Genomic DNA, 15380 nt, shown 5'->3' with positions numbered 1-15380 from the left:
TCACTTAAAATAAGGATACCCCATGCGTAAAGCATTATTAGCCGCCGCATTGACGACTCTGGTTGCCACTCAGGTTTCCGCCGCTGACCTGCCCGGTAAAGGCATTACCGTTAAGCCATTGCAAAGCACCATTTCGGAAGAGACCTTCCAGACCCTGCTGGTCAGCCGTGGCCTGGAGAAGCTGGGTTATACCGTTGAAGAGCCGGGTGAAGTGGATTACAACGTTGCCTATACCTCGGTTGCTTCCGGTGATGCCACCTTTATTGCCACCAACTGGCAACCGCTGCACGATGATATGTATGAAGCCGCTGGTGGTGACAAGAAGTTCTACCGTCAAGGCACCTACGTTCAGGGCGCAGCCCAGGGTTATCTGATCGACAAAAAAACCGCTGAAAAATACCATATTACCCGCATCGATCAGTTGAAAGATCCCAAGATTGCCAAACTCTTTGACACTAATAATGACGGCAAGGCCGATCTGACCGGCTGTACGCCGGGCTGGGGCTGCGAAGCGGTCATCAACCACCAGATCAAAGCTTTTGATTTGAGCAATGCCGTTGAGCACAATCAGGGGAACTACGCCGCCCTGATCGCCGATACCATTACCCGCTTTAAACAAGGTAAGCCGATCCTCTATTACACCTGGACACCTTACTGGGTCAGCGACGTGTTAGTGCCCGGTCGCGATACCGTCTGGTTGCAGGTGCCGTTCTCCTCAATGCCTGGCGAACAAAAAGATATTGATACCAAACTGCCAAACGGTGCGAACTATGGTTTCCCGGTAAACACCATGCATATCGTGGCGAACAAGGCCTGGGCTGAGAAAAATCCTGCTGCGGCAAAACTCTTCTCCGAAATGAAGCTGCCTATTGCTGATATCAATGCGCAAAACTCACGCATGCATCAGGGCCAGTCTTCCGAAGCGGATATCAACGCCCATGTTGATGGCTGGATCAAAGCCCACCAGGCGCAGTTTGACGGCTGGATCAAAGCTGCCACAGCTGCAACTAAGTAAGCCTGAGTGGTGTTGATGCTCACCGCTGTTTAAGCGGTAAGAGTAATTGCATAAGAGGGGACGCTGGCGTCCCCTTTTTTTATTCAGCACATTGTCTGCAATTAACCTGTGAGCAAAATAGTCATTTCAGTTACTATTACGTTAAAATTATTACTACTTTACTGAGCGCTATGAAATCCCCGCAAGCCAGTCTTACCCCTTCCCTTGTTCTTCTGATGTCCGTGGCAACGGGCTTATCTGTGGCCTGCAACTATTATGTACAGCCTTTGCTGGCAACGGTTGCCCACACTTTTCATCTCTCCGTTAACCAGGCTGGCTTTATTGTCACTACCGCTCAGCTGGGCTATGCCGCCGGACTGCTGCTGCTGGTGCCGCTGGGCGATATGCTGGAACGGCGTGGACTGATTGTCGGCATGAGCCTGCTGGCTGCCGGGGGAATGGTGATAACCGCCCTCTCCCCCACGCTACCCATCATGCTGCTGGGCACGGTTCTGACCGGGCTTTTTTCGGTGGTGGCGCAAATCCTGGTGCCTTTAGCCGCCACGCTGGCAGCGCCGGAGAAGAGAGGGAAGGTTGTGGGCACGGTGATGAGCGGCCTGCTGTTGGGGATCCTGCTGGCGCGAACCGTTGCTGGCGGGCTTGCACAAATAGGGGGATGGCGCACCGTCTACTGGGTGGCCAGCGCACTGATGGTCCTGATGGCGCTGGCGCTGTGGCGCGTTCTGCCGCGCTACCAGCAATCCGTCTCCCTCAGTTATGGTCAGCTGCTGAAGTCGATATTCAGTCTCTATGCCACAACGCCCCTTTTACGCACCCGCGCAATAGTCGGCTGCCTTGCCTTTGCCAACTTCAGCGTACTCTGGACCTCTATGGCATTTTTGCTCGCCTCTCCACCTTATGGCTTTTCAGAAGGGATGATTGGCTTACTGGGCCTGGTGGGTGCCGCTGGGGCGCTTGCGGCGCGCCAGGCCGGATCGCTGGCCGATAAAGGTAAGGCCCGCCTCACCACGACCGCTGGTTTACTGATTCTGCTGTTTTCATGGGCCATTACCGCCTTGGGGGATCATTCACTGGTCGCATTAATCATTGGTATCATCCTGCTGGATCTGGCTGTCCAGGGCGTTCATATTACAAATCAGAGCGTTATCTATCGCCAGATGCCGGAAGCGCGTAATCGCCTTACCGCAGGTTATATGACCAGCTACTTTATCGGCGGCGCAATAGGCTCACTGGTTTCCGCCACGGCCTATCAACATGCAGGCTGGCTGGGCGTTTGCGCAGCCGGGGCACTGTTAACCATACTTAATCTGTTGTGCTGGTGGCGAGGCTCACATAATGAGCTGGCTACTCCTTAGCCTGCAAATAGTAAATAGCGTAAATTTCCCGCTTACTGCCCTGTTAAGCGGTTACACACTCTGGTATGGTTAGCTTGCACTTATTCAGATCGGTTATTTTTTCGTATGAAACTATTAAGTCACAGGCAGGAAGACGTTCAGAATGGCTGAGTACATTGATGAACGGGGCAACAGTGATAAAGGTCAGATCTTTGTGGTGAAAAGCCAGACAGGTTTTCTGCCTGTCAGCCCTGTTTCCCACCTGATGAAGACCCTCTCTGGTTTAACTTCGCCGGGCTTGAGTTATCTTAGTACCACTGTCCGCCGTTTGTCACGCCTCTCACCGGCTCTGCTCTGTTTTCCCACTCTGTCGCTTCTTCAGCGGAGCGCGCTGTGTGCTTTTCAGCATGGGCTGGTGACGTATGCAAACTTGTTACAGGATGTGCCGGAAAGCGGCGTGAAAGCTCTCTTTCACGGCTGGTTTTTCCACGGACATCCCACTATAAACACGCCGTCTTTTTGCAGAGTGACAGTGCATGGGAAGTAAGCCTGACGAGTCAGCCTTCTCACTGAAGATCAAAAACAGCAGGAAACAGCGACAGAAGGGTTCAGCGCGCCTTTGGCCCTCCCGCAGGGATTTTGGCCTGTCCGTTATGACCCTTTATCACACCAGCAGTCTCCTTTCAGGCACTGCTGAGCGCCCTGGGTTATGGAGTGACCTGGAAATTACTGATGGTGCCCGTCGGCTTGCGAGTAGGCCCTGCCGCCGGGAATGTGTTACTGATCCTTCACCATCGTTACGATACCAGTTGCAACTTATGAGGTTCCCAGATGGAAAGTTCGTTTACCCCCATTGAACAGATGCTAAATTTCCGTGCTAATCGTCAGAAAGATTTCCCTTTACAGGAAATTATGCTGACCCGTCTCTGTATGCATATGCAGAGCAAACTGCTGGAAAACCGCAACAAGATGCTCAAGGCTCAGGGGATTAACGAGACGTTGTTTATGGCTCTAATTACCCTGGATGCCCAGGAAGATCACAGCATTCAGCCCTCCGAACTCAGCGCAGCGCTGGGTTCTTCCCGGACTAACGCCACCCGTATTGCGGATGAGCTGGAAAAACGCGGCTGGATTGAGCGCCGCGAGAGCGACAACGACCGTCGTTGTCTGCACCTGCACCTGACTGAAAAAGGCCATGAGTTCCTGCGTCAGCTGCTGCCTCCTCAGCACAAATCGTTGCAGTTGTTGTGGTCTTCGCTGAATGCTTCCGAAAAATCACAGCTGGAAGGCATTACCCGCAAATTACTGAACCGCCTCGATCAAATGGATGAAGAGGAAGTGGTCACGACCCTTTCCCGGTAACCTTTTCGGCAATAGCATATTGTGCGACGACCCGCCTGCCAGTAACCGCTATGTTAAACCGCGAATTTTTGACTTATGCCAGCGCTAACGCGCTGGCATTTTAGAATCCGGGAATGACCAGAGTTATTACCCGATGGCATGGATAAGTGGAGAAGAAAATGAGTGCAAACGCGGAGAACGTCAGCCCGCAACCGCCAGCCAATAAAAAGAAAAAACGTAAAATAGCGTTAATTTTTCTGGCTGCGCTGTTCATTCTTATCGGGGTGGCGTATCTGGTCTACTGGTTTATGGTGCTGCGCCATTACCAGGAAACCGATGATGCTTATGTGGCAGGTAACCAGGCGCAGGTCATGGCGCAGGTTGCTGGCAGCGTAAATAAGGTGTGGTTCGATAATACCGATTACGTCAAAAAAGGGGATGTGCTGGTTTCCCTGGATAAAACGGATGCGGAGCAGGCCTTTGAAAAAGCGCAGACGGCGCTGGCCACTACCGTGCGCCAGACGCATCAGCTGATCATCAATGGTCGTCAGTATCAGGCCAGTATCGATCTGCAAAAAACCGCTCTTGAGCAGGCGCAGTCAGATCTTAAGCGCCGTGAGCCGTTAGGCGCCGCCAATCTGATAGGCCGTGAAGACTTGCAGCATGCGCGTGATGCCGTGGCCACCGCTAAAGCGCAGCTTGATGTTGCTATGCAGCAGTTCAATGCTAACCAGGCGATGGTTCTCAACACTTCGCTGGAAAATCAGCCTGCGGTTAAACAGAGCGCGGCAGAGTTACGTGATGCCTGGCTGGCGTTACAGCGCACCGACGTAGTCAGCCCGATTGATGGCTATGTCTCCCGCCGCAGCGTGCAGGTTGGCTCGCAAATTACCTCTACCACGCCACTGCTGGCCGTTGTCCCGGCCCACAATCTGTGGGTGGATGCCAACTTCAAAGAGACCCAGCTGGCAGGCGTCCGCATCGGGCAGCCAGCCACCGTGGTCAGCGATATTTATGGCGACGATGTGGTCTACCACGGCAAAGTGGTTGGCCTGGATATGGGAACAGGCAGCGCCTTCTCACTGCTGCCAGCGCAGAACGCCACGGGCAACTGGATTAAAGTTGTCCAGCGCCTGCCGGTTCGTATTGAGCTGGATGCTGAAGAAGTGGCTAAACATCCGTTGCGTATCGGGCTGTCGACGCTGGTGAACATCGATACCGCCAGTACCGAAGGTGGAGTGCTGGCCACCAGCGTGCGTTCCGCGCCGGCCTATGAAACCAACGCGCTGGCACTGGATTTAGCACCAGCTAATCAGATGATTGCCGATATCATCCGCGCCAATGCAGGCTGAAAAAGCGGGAGGCAGTTGTGGCACAAAAACCGCTTGAGGGAACTCAGCTTGTTCTGATGACCATCGCGCTGTCGCTGGCCACGTTTATGCAGGTGCTGGACTCCACCATCGCTAACGTGGCTATTCCGACTATCGCCGGGAACCTGGGGGCATCAAACTCGCAGGGGACCTGGGTCATTACTTCGTTTGGGGTGGCTAACGCCATTTCGATCCCAATTACCGGCTGGCTGGCGAAACGTGTAGGTGAAGTAAAGCTGTTCCTGTGGTCAACGGCAGCCTTTGCCGTGGCCTCCTGGCTGTGCGGCATGTCCGACAGCCTGACGATGCTGATCTTCTTCCGTGTGGTTCAGGGGGTGGTGGCAGGCCCGCTGATCCCGCTCTCACAGAGTTTACTGCTCAACAATTACCCCCCAGCCAAGCGAAGTATCGCCCTGTCGTTATGGGCGATGACGGTGATCGTTGCGCCTATCTGCGGCCCGATTCTGGGCGGCTGGATCAGCGATAACTATCACTGGGGTTGGATCTTCTTTATCAACGTGCCAATAGGCGTTGTGGTGGTGATGCTGACGCTGCAAACCCTGCGAAACCGGGAGACGGCAACGGTAGTCCGGCCTATTGATACTGTGGGGCTGGTTCTGCTGGTGGTAGGTATTGGTTCGTTGCAGATCATGCTGGACCGGGGTAAAGAGCTGGACTGGTTCAGCTCGCCAGAAATAGTGGTATTGACGGTGCTGGCGGTCATCGCGCTCCTTGTGCTGTTGGTGTGGGAGCTGACGGACGATCATCCAATAGTGGATCTCTCGCTGTTCAAATCGCGTAACTTCACTATTGGCTGCGTGTCGATAAGCCTCGCCTATATGCTCTACTTCGGCTCAATAGTGCTGCTACCGCAACTGTTGCAGGAGGTCTATGGCTACACGGCAACCTGGGCGGGTCTGGCATCGGCCCCGGTGGGAATAATACCGGTGATCCTGTCGCCCATTATTGGCCGGTTCGCGCATAAACTGGATATGCGAAAGCTGGTCACCTTCAGCTTCATTATGTATGCCGTGTGCTTCTACTGGCGAGCCTATACGTTTGAGCCGGGGATGAACTTTGGTGCCTCTGCGTGGCCGCAGTTTATTCAGGGTTTTGCCGTGGCCTGCTTCTTTATGCCGCTGACCACTATCACCCTGTCCGGGCTGCCGCCTGAACGGATGGCGGCGGCTTCCAGTCTCTCCAACTTTACGCGAACGCTGGCGGGTTCTATCGGGACATCGATAACCACCACGCTCTGGACGAACAGAGAATCGATGCACCACAGCTATCTCAGCGAGTCTGTAAACCCTTACAACGTTAACTCGCAGGAGATGTACAGCAAGCTGGAACAGCTCGGTATGACGCACGACCAGGCTTCCGCCTGGATAGCGCAGCAGATTACTAACCAGGGTCTGATTATCTCCGCAAACGAGATTTTCTGGGTCTCTGCGGGCATATTCCTGGTGCTGCTGGTGGTGATCTGGTTTGCCCGTCCACCGTTCAGTTCTGGCGGCGGCGGCGGCGGAGCGCACTGATAGTCAGCCAAAAAAAACGGGCCTTGCGAGGCCCGTTTTTCATATCAGCAACAGCTTAAGCGTTCTGACGCCACCATTCTGCAAGCAGAATGCCGGTAGCCACAGAAACGTTCAGACTTTCCACGTTGCCTGTTCCACCGATGGAGACGCTCAGATCGCCCTGTTGCCAGGTACTGTCTGACAAACCATCGCTTTCCTGGCCCAGCACCAGCACCATCTTAGCGGGCAATGTTGCCTGCGCTAGCGGCGTGCCTTTGTGGCTGGAAGTGGTGACAATGGTGTAGCCCGCTTTACGGAAAGCGTTCAGACCCGCCACAAAGCTTTCGCCACTGATCGCCTGAACATGCTCGGCCCCGCCTTCTGCCGTGCGCACTGCTGCACCGGACTCCAGTAAGGAAGCATCATCCACCAGCACACCTTTCGCGCCGAAGTGCGCACAGCTGCGCATCATGCCGCCCAGGTTGTGCGGATTGCCAATTTGCTCCAGCGCCAATACGCAATCTTTCTCGCCCGCGTTTGCCAGCCACTCACTCACTGGCATACCAGAGCGTTTCTTGATCAGGAAGCAGACGCCACCGTGGTGCTCCGTGCCGGACGCTTTAGCCAGTTCGGCTTCATCCACCACATGATACGCTTTACGGTTAGCCGCCATCCATTTCAGCGCCTCGCGGAAACGTGGGGTCACTTCCTGGACAAACCAGGCACGCACGATGCAGTCCGGGCGGCTCTGGAACAGCGCCTGGCAGGCGTTTTCGCCATACACGCGCGTCTCTTCCTGACGCTGACGACGGATCTGCTCCGGGTCAACATAGCTCTTCCCGCTGATGCCACCGTGATCCGGTTTATTGTCATCGGGCGCTGACGGCGCGCGTGAAACCGTGCGCCATGGTGATTCACCCGGTGCTACGTCGCGATCGCGCCCGCCACGCGGCTTGCTTTCTGTATTGCGTGAAGGACGACGACTGTCATCCTGACGAGGTCCACCTTTACCGGTACGGGGATTAGCCCCGCCTTTGTTACTCTCGTCTTCACTGCGGACATACATCACTTTGACTTTACCGCTTTTACCTTTAAATTCGTCGTTCATTTTCCCTCCACCTGGCTGAGCGCGAAGCGCGCAGAGTACCTGATGTGACGCCGCTTAGCTATTAACTTCCACTAAAAGCGTCTGTTGTGCAGCATCCGGGCAGGATGTCCCGGTTGGCAAGGCTGTCAGTCACCGCCTATTATACCCATCGAACAAATCTCTTTGTTGCCAGCAAGCCGGACACGCATAATTATCAGCTATGACTCAGGAATGCGGTAAGTGAATGCTTACCCTTAATCATCACCGAGGTGAATCAATGAATACGGTTTGTAGTTCATGCCAGGCGACGAATCGCGTTCCGCCAGAGCGCGTGGCTGAAGGCGCAAAATGCGGACGCTGCGGCACTCCTCTTTTTGCCGGCGAAGTGATCAATGCCACCACGGCAACCCTGGATAAATATTTGCAGGACGACCTGCCCGTGGTTGTCGACTTCTGGGCGCCCTGGTGTGGGCCTTGCGTTAACTTCGCACCGGTTTATAAAAATGTGGCGGAAGAGCGCAGCGGCAAGATCCGCTTTTTAAAAGTGAACACCGAAGCGGAGCCGGAGCTTAGCGCCCGTTTTCGCATCCGCAGCATTCCTACAATTATGGTCTTTAAACAGGGCCAGATGGTAGATATGCTTAACGGCGCGATGCCGAAAGCCCCGTTTGAGTCGTGGCTTGACGAAAATCTCTGATTCGTTGCTAAGTGGTCAGGCCTGCCTGACCACTACTGCTCCCGCCCCGTTTCCGCTAGAATAGCGTTTTCCCTGAATTCGCTCCCATGACTGATAACGCTGTCCTGCGCCTGCGCGCTGAACGTCTTGCCCGCGCCACCCGTCCTTTTCTTGCCCGCGGCAACCGCACCGTTCGCTGCCAGCGCTGCCTGCTTCCGCAACGAAATTGCCTGTGCGCCACGCTGCAACCTCAACAGGCCCGCAGCCGTTTCTGCCTGGTGATGTTTGATACCGAGCCGATGAAGCCCAGTAATACGGGACGGCTGATTGCAGATATTCTTCCTGATACGCAGGCGTTTGGCTGGTCACGTACCGAGCCTGATCCAGCGCTGCTGGCAGCGGTAGAGAACCCAGACGTTCAGCCTCTGGTGGTTTTTCCTGAGTCCTACGCCGATGCCGGGCGACCGGTAATAAATCACCCGCCGATGAGCGGCAAACCGCCTCTTTTCATTATGCTGGATGGCACCTGGACTGAGGCGCGCAAGATGTTCCGCAAAAGTCCGTGGCTGGACAGATTACCGGTTATGTCACTGACGCTTCACCGCCCCTCAAATTACCAGCTTCGCGAGGTACACGCGGAAGGCCAGCACTGTACTGCTGAAGTTGCCGCTGAATTACTGTTGCAGGCTGGTGATACCGCCGCCGGCGAGGCGCTGTTCAGCCATTTCGATCTGTTCCGCCAGCGCTATCTGGCCGGTAAACCGCATCATCCGCTGCATCAAAATGCGGCTCAGCACCCGGAATCCTGCCCGTGATCGTTTTATTCTGACGGATGACAACGGGCAGAGTCGGCAGAACAGGTTAGAATCAGGGAATCTTTTCAAGGGAGTCAAGAATGAGCCAGCGCGGATTAGAAGCCCTGTTACGACCTAAATCGATAGCGGTGATTGGTGCCTCCTCCCGCCCGGAGCGTGCGGGTTATCTGATGATGCGTAATCTGCTGGCGGGAGGGTTTAATGGCCCTGTGCTGCCAGTTAATCCCAGATATAAAGCCGTTTGCGGCGTGCTTACCTGGCCCGATATCGCCAGCCTGCCGCTCTCCCCTGATCTTGCTGTTCTCTGTACTCATGCCAGCCGCAACCTTGAACTGCTCCGCCAACTGGGCGAACGGGGCTGCAAGGCCTGCATTATTCTTTCCGCCCCGGCGAGCCAGCTGGAGGCGCTGAAACGGTGCGCCAGCGAATGGCAAATCCGTCTGCTTGGCCCCAACAGTCTGGGTCTGTTGGCCCCCTGGCAGGGGCTTAACGCCAGTTTTTCACCCGTGCCGATCCAGAAAGGCAAGCTGGCGTTTATCTCCCAGTCTGCCGCCGTCTCTAATACCATTCTGGACTGGGCGCAACAGCGCCAGCTGGGCTTCTCCTGGTTTATTGCGCTGGGTGACAGCCTGGATATTGATGCGGACGATCTGCTGGACTTTCTGGCAAGAGACGGCAAAACCAGCGCTATTTTGCTCTACCTTGAGCATTTGAGCGATGCCCGCCGGTTTGTCTCGGCCGCCCGCAGTGCTTCCCGCAATAAGCCTATTCTGGTGATCAAAAGCGGCCGCAGCCAGCAGGCACAGCAACTACTGAAAACCCACGCAGGGCTTGATGCCGCCTGGGATGCGGCAATCCAGCGCGCTGGTTTGCTGCGCGTGCAGGATACCCACGAGCTTTTTTCCGCCGTAGAGACCTTGAGCCACATGCGCCCCTTACGCGGTGAAAGGCTGATGATTATCAGTAACGGTGCGGCTCCTGCGGCACTGGCCCTTGACGCCTTAGAAGCAAGAAACGGCAAGCTGGCGAAGCTGAGTGAGGAATTGCTAACCGATCTGCAAAATCTGTTATCTGATGAGATAAATGCAGGGAATCCGCTGGATTTAAAAGATGATGCCACGCCTGAACGTTATATTCAGGTTGTTTCGCGGCTGCTGGAGAGTACCGATATTGATGCGCTGATGATTATCCACGCCCCAAGCGCTGTGGCGCCCGCCACGTTAACGGCGCAGCGGCTGATTGAGACAATCCTGAAGCATCCCCGCGCAAAGCAGCTTACGCTGCTGACCAACTGGTGCGGCGAGTTCTCCTCACCCGAGGCACGCAGGTTGTTCAGTGATGCCGGTATTCCAACCTATCGAACGCCTGAGGGCACGGTCACCGCCTTTATGCATATGGTGGAATATCGCCGTAACCAGAAGCAGCTTCGCGAAACCCCCGCTTTGCCCGCCAATCTTACGGCCAATACCGCCGAGGCGCATCAGTTGATCCGCGCCGCGCTGGACGAAGGGGCTTCCACGCTGGATACGCATGAAGTTCAGGCTATTTTGCAAGCCTATGGTCTGAACACGTTGCCAACCTGGATAGCCAGCGACAGTGTGGAAGCGGTGCATATTGCCGGTCAGATTGGCTACCCTGTGGCGCTGAAACTCCGCTCCCCGGATATTCCCCATAAGTCAGAAGTTCAGGGTGTGATGCTCTACCTGCGCACCGCCAGCGAAGTACAGCAGGCAGCGGAAGCCATTATCGACAGGGTAAAACTCGCCTGGCCGCAAGCCAGCATTCATGGGCTACTGGTACAGAGCATGGCTAATCGCGCCGGTGCTCAGGAGTTACGGATTGTTGTCGAGCAGGACCCGGTTTTCGGCCCGATGATCATGTTAGGCGAAGGGGGAATCGAGTGGCAGGCCGACAAACAGGCCGTCGTGGCTCTGCCTCCTCTTAATATGACGCTGGCTCGCTATCTGGTGATTCAGGCGATTAAAAGCGGCAAAATCCGCAGCCGTAGTGCGCTTCAGCCGCTTGATATTGCCGGCATCAGTCAGGTGCTGGTGCAGGTTTCTAACCTTATTGTTGATTGCCCGGAAATTGTCCGGCTGGATATTCATCCGCTGCTTGCCGCAGGCAGTGAATTTTCACTGCTCGATGTCACAATGCAGCTGGCTGATTTTAAGGGTGACCCGGAAGCGCGGCTGGCCATTCGTCCCTACCCTCATGCGCTGGAAGAGCAGGTAGTCTTAAAGAATGGCGACTCCTGCCTGTTTCGCCCTATCCTGCCGGAAGATGAACCTTTGCTCAGAGAGTTTATCGCTCGGGTCACTAAAGAAGATCTCTATTATCGCTACTTCAGTGAGATCAACGAGTTCACTCATGACGATTTGGCTAACATGACGCAAATCGACTACGATCGGGAGATGGCAATTGTTGCGGTACGTAAATATCACGGCAAAGATGAGATCATCGGCGTGACGCGCGCAATTTCAGATGCTGATAATATTGATGCCGAATTTTCCGTGCTGGTGCGTTCGGATCTTAAGGGTCTGGGCCTTGGCCGACGGTTATTAGAGAAAATGATTGTTTATACCCGGCAGCATGGTTTGCAGCAGTTAAATGGCATTACCATGCCGGGAAATCAGGGGATGATAGCCTTAGCGCGTAAGCTTGGCTTTGCCGTAGATGTGCAGATTGAAGAGGGTATTGTGGGACTTTCGCTCACATTTTGCGCCTCCTGATAATGTCTGGAAACGTAAAACTAAAACCATCGCGGCCAACTAATGGTAATATTCGCGGTTATAGTGATGATTTTATGGCAAAAGGCCATTCTATGAACAGAGAAGATACGCACTGTGATGTTGTCTAAATTTAAACGTAATAAACACCAACAGCACCTTGCGGACCTGCCAAAACTGGCTCAGTCGGAGGCTGATTTCAGCACGTTGTATTCAGCGGCTGATTTTCGCCAGACTCTGCTGGAAAAAATCGCTGGTGCCACCAGGCGCATCTGTATTGTGGCGCTATACCTTGAGAACGATGATGGTGGGCGCAGCATTCTTGAAGCGCTGTATGAAGCTAAGCGCCTTCGGCCTGAACTGGATGTCCGCGTACTGGTTGACTGGCATCGTGCACAGCGTGGCCGCATTGGCGCCGCACGCACCGCTACCAATGCAGACTGGTACTGCGAGCTGGCCGACAATCACCCCGATATCAAAATTTCTGTTTATGGCGTGCCGGTCAACACGCGTGAAGCGCTGGGTGTTCTGCACCTGAAAGGTTCGATCATTGATGATCTGCTCTTCTACACCGGTGCCAGCCTGAACGATGTCTATCTTCATCAGCACGATAAATACCGTTACGATCGCTATCATCTCATTACCAATCCTGCGCTCGCAGATACCATGTTCAACTGGATAGAGACCAATCTGATCCAGGCTGAAGCCGTTCACCGGCTCGATCAGCATGAACGTCCCAAAAGCCCGGAAATCAAATATGAAACGCGCCAGTTCCGTCAGGATCTGCGCGGGTTTGATTATCAGTTTAAGGGCAACGCCAGTAACGAGCAGTTAGCGGTCACGCCGCTGGTGGGATTGGGTAAACGTAGCCTGCTGAATAAGACCATCTTTCATCTGATGCCCTGTGCCGAGCAGAAGCTGACGCTATGCACACCCTATTTCAATATGCCGGCCATTCTGGTACGTAACATCATCTGGCTGCTGCGGCAGGGAAGAGAAGTTGAGATTATCGTCGGTGATAAAACAGCTAATGATTTTTATATTCCGGAAGATCAGCCGTTTAAAATTATCGGCGCGCTGCCCTATCTGTATGAAATTAATCTTCGCCGTTTCCTGAGCCGCTTGCAGTACTACGTGACCAACGGTCAGCTGACCGTGCGCCTGTGGAAAGAGGGTGAAAATAGTTACCATCTCAAAGGGATGTGGGTTGATGATGAGTGGATGCTGATTACCGGCAATAACCTCAACCCACGCGCATGGCGGCTGGATCTGGAAAATGCCATTTTAATCCACGATCCTCTGCATCAGCTTACTGCACAAAGCAGCCGCGAGCTGGAGCTGATTCGTCAGAATACCACGGTCGTGCAGCATTACCGCGATCTGGAAAGCATTGCCGATTATCCGCTGAAAGTGCGCAAGCTGATCCGCCGCCTGCGCAGGATCCGCATAGACAGATTGATTAGCCGGATCCTTTAAGTTCGCCTCTTTCAGGCCCTGTCAGCGACGGGGCCTTTTTACAGGAAGCTTTATGCGCAAACTACTGCTGTTGTCAGTTCTCTGCTGTACCGGCTGCACGCACATGGCTCAGGACAGCTGGAGTGGCACAGATAAAGCGCAGCACTTCTTCTCTTCCGCTTTTCTCACCGCAGCCGGAAACGCTTACGGTGAAAAGCAGCACTGGAGCCAGGGCCAAAGCGCCAGTTTTGGCCTGATGTTTGCCATCAGCCTGGGCGCAGCGAAAGAACTTTATGACAGTCGTCAGGGCGGAACAGGTTGGAGCTGGAAGGATTTTAGCTGGGATATAGCCGGTGCAGCCACCGGCTATACACTATGGAACATCACCCGCTGAGAGTGATGCCGTTTTCTTCTTCATGTTGTGCCCATCAGTCGCGACCTGGTGCCGCTTCCTTTCTTTTGCAGTAACAGACGCTGTCTGATGAGCAACAGTCGCCGCTTATAACCTGATGCCCTTTCCTCTCCTGTGCAGCAGCAGTGAGACCAGGAAAGCAACCGCGCCCATAGCAGAGACATACCAGAAGAAGGTAGTTTCACTGCCCGCCGCCTTCAGCGACAGCGCCACGTACTCCGCCGATCCGCCAAATACCGCATTAGCCACCGCATAAGATAATCCCACGCCCAGCGCGCGCACTTCAGGCGGGAACATTTCAGCCTTCAGGATCCCACTGATTGAGGTATAGAAACTGGTGATCAGCAGGGAAATCATCACCAGCATAAAGGCAAGCCAGGGACTGTTAACGCTTTGCAGCATCGTCAGCACCGGGACGGTACAGATTGCTGCCAGTCCGCCAAAGATCAGCATTGAGCTTCGACGGCCAATTTTATCGGACAAGGCGCCAATAAAAGGCTGTATCAACATAAAGATAAACAGTGCAGCGGTCATTATGGCGCTTGCTGTCCTGGTATCCATGCCCGAGGTATTCACCAGATATTTCTGCATATAGGTAGTAAAGGTGTAGAAACTCAGCGAACCGCCAGCGGTGAACCCAAGAACCATGATAAAAGCACGGCGATTTTTCCACAGACCTCTCAGAGAACCGGCATCTTTATGTTTACGCGTTTTGCTGTCTGAAGTTTCATTCAGTGAGCGGCGCAGAAAAAGCGCCACAACTGCCAGCACGGCACCCAGCGCAAACGGAATGCGCCAGCCCCAGCTACGAAGCTCTTCATCACTGAGAATTTGCTGCAACACGACGACAGTAAGAAGAGCCAGCAGCTGCCCCCCGATCAAGGTAACGTACTGGAAAGAAGCGTAAAATCCTTTTTTTCCCTCAACCGCGACTTCACTCATATAGGTTGCGCTGGTGCCATACTCCCCACCGACTGAAAGTCCCTGGAAAAGGCGGGCCAGCAGTAAAAGCGCGGGCGCCCAGACCCCAATTGTTGCGTAGCCCGGCAGGCAGGCAATGACCAGCGATCCAAAGCACATCATGCAAACCGATATCAGCATCGATTTCTTACGGCCATGTTTATCGCCGATGTAGCCAAACAGCCAGCCGCCAATCGGACGCATCAGAAAGCCCGCAGCAAAGACGCCAGCCGTTTGCAGCAGTTGCGTTGTGGGATTACCGCTGGGGAAAAAGACGTGGGCAAAATAGAGGGAGCAGAACGAATAGACATAAAAATCAAACCATTCCACCAGGTTCCCCGATGAAGCGCCAACAATTGCCCCGATCCTTTGACGCGTGCTGAGAGCATCTTTCACCGCGTCAGGCTGCTGTTGTGATGTGGCATCTGCCATATAATTAACCTCTTTTTTATCCCTTGCTAATAATTAGCGACAGAAGTGAAACAACAACCAGCAGTAAACCTTACTGGCAGACGGTTAACGACTTGTTTTTCGTGTTGTTGTTACAAAACTGTGAAGTAGATTGGATTACAAAGGAAGAATTTACAGAAACAAAAAAGGCCCCGTGCGTCAGCGCGGGGCCTTTTTGTTTATTCTTCTGCACCGGCGGGGATCGCGCCGCGCCTGCCGGAC

General features: G+C 54.2%; 13 protein-coding genes. 11 read left to right on the top strand and 2 right to left on the bottom strand.

The window, feature by feature from the left end:
- The first annotated feature begins 22 nt into the window (after nt 1-22).
- The 6 genes from proX (at nt 23) to emrB (ending at nt 6595) form a co-directional block, all read left to right on the top strand.
- Nucleotides 23-1015, top strand: a complete 993-nt coding sequence (proX, locus tag AAH450_RS00065) for a glycine betaine/L-proline ABC transporter substrate-binding protein ProX (protein ID WP_342908372.1) — start codon at nt 23-25, stop codon at nt 1013-1015.
- A 170-nt stretch (nt 1016-1185) separates the two neighbouring features.
- Nucleotides 1186-2370 carry an MFS transporter gene (locus tag AAH450_RS00060; protein ID WP_342908371.1) on the top strand — a complete coding sequence of 395 codons (1185 nt, stop codon included), beginning with the start codon at nt 1186-1188 and terminating at the stop codon, nt 2368-2370.
- Nucleotides 2371-2512: 142 nt separating this feature from the next.
- The gene (locus AAH450_RS00055) at nt 2513-2896 is read left to right on the top strand and encodes a hypothetical protein (RefSeq protein WP_342908370.1); all 384 of its coding nucleotides are present in this window, start codon (nt 2513-2515) and stop codon (nt 2894-2896) included.
- Nucleotides 2897-3180: 284 nt separating this feature from the next.
- Nucleotides 3181-3711, top strand: coding sequence for a transcriptional repressor MprA (gene mprA / locus AAH450_RS00050; protein WP_342908369.1), 531 nt, complete (start codon nt 3181-3183; stop codon nt 3709-3711).
- Nucleotides 3712-3869: 158 nt separating this feature from the next.
- Nucleotides 3870-5042, top strand: a complete 1173-nt coding sequence (emrA, locus tag AAH450_RS00045; RefSeq protein ID WP_342908368.1) for a multidrug efflux MFS transporter periplasmic adaptor subunit EmrA — start codon at nt 3870-3872, stop codon at nt 5040-5042.
- 17 nt (nt 5043-5059) lie between these two features.
- Nucleotides 5060-6595, top strand: a complete 1536-nt coding sequence (gene emrB / locus AAH450_RS00040) for a multidrug efflux MFS transporter permease subunit EmrB (protein WP_463322687.1) — start codon at nt 5060-5062, stop codon at nt 6593-6595.
- Between the two features lie 55 nt (nt 6596-6650).
- Here emrB and AAH450_RS00035 read toward each other — a convergent pair whose 3' ends face one another.
- The gene (locus AAH450_RS00035; RefSeq protein WP_342908367.1) at nt 6651-7682 is read right to left on the bottom strand and encodes a tRNA/rRNA methyltransferase; all 1032 of its coding nucleotides are present in this window, start codon (nt 7680-7682) and stop codon (nt 6651-6653) included.
- Between the two features lie 256 nt (nt 7683-7938).
- On the opposite strand from AAH450_RS00035, the gene trxC reads away from it, so the two are divergent.
- From trxC to AAH450_RS00010, 5 genes are all read left to right on the top strand, one after another.
- Entirely contained in the window at nt 7939-8358 is a 420-nt protein-coding gene (gene trxC, locus AAH450_RS00030; protein WP_318790965.1) for a thioredoxin TrxC, read from the top strand.
- An 86-nt stretch (nt 8359-8444) separates the two neighbouring features.
- On the top strand, nt 8445-9152 hold the full coding sequence (locus tag AAH450_RS00025; RefSeq protein WP_342908366.1) for a tRNA-uridine aminocarboxypropyltransferase: 708 nt from the start codon (nt 8445-8447) through the stop codon (nt 9150-9152).
- Nucleotides 9153-9232: 80 nt separating this feature from the next.
- Nucleotides 9233-11884 (top strand): bifunctional acetate--CoA ligase family protein/GNAT family N-acetyltransferase, encoded by a 2652-nt coding sequence (locus AAH450_RS00020; RefSeq protein WP_342908365.1) that lies wholly within the window; start codon nt 9233-9235, stop codon nt 11882-11884.
- Between the two features lie 117 nt (nt 11885-12001).
- Entirely contained in the window at nt 12002-13357 is a 1356-nt protein-coding gene (pssA, locus tag AAH450_RS00015; protein WP_342908364.1) for a CDP-diacylglycerol--serine O-phosphatidyltransferase, read from the top strand.
- 52 nt (nt 13358-13409) lie between these two features.
- On the top strand, nt 13410-13730 hold the full coding sequence (locus AAH450_RS00010) for a YfiM family lipoprotein (RefSeq protein ID WP_342908363.1): 321 nt from the start codon (nt 13410-13412) through the stop codon (nt 13728-13730).
- Between the two features lie 105 nt (nt 13731-13835).
- On the opposite strand, the gene AAH450_RS00005 is transcribed toward AAH450_RS00010, so the two are convergent.
- Entirely contained in the window at nt 13836-15140 is a 1305-nt protein-coding gene (locus tag AAH450_RS00005) for an MFS transporter (protein ID WP_342908362.1), read from the bottom strand.
- Nucleotides 15141-15380 lie beyond the last annotated feature (240 nt).

This window comes from Erwinia magellanica (genome assembly GCF_039023495.1).
Lineage (GTDB): Bacteria > Pseudomonadota > Gammaproteobacteria > Enterobacterales > Enterobacteriaceae > Erwinia.
This window is presented reverse-complemented; position numbering and strand designations above follow the sequence as displayed.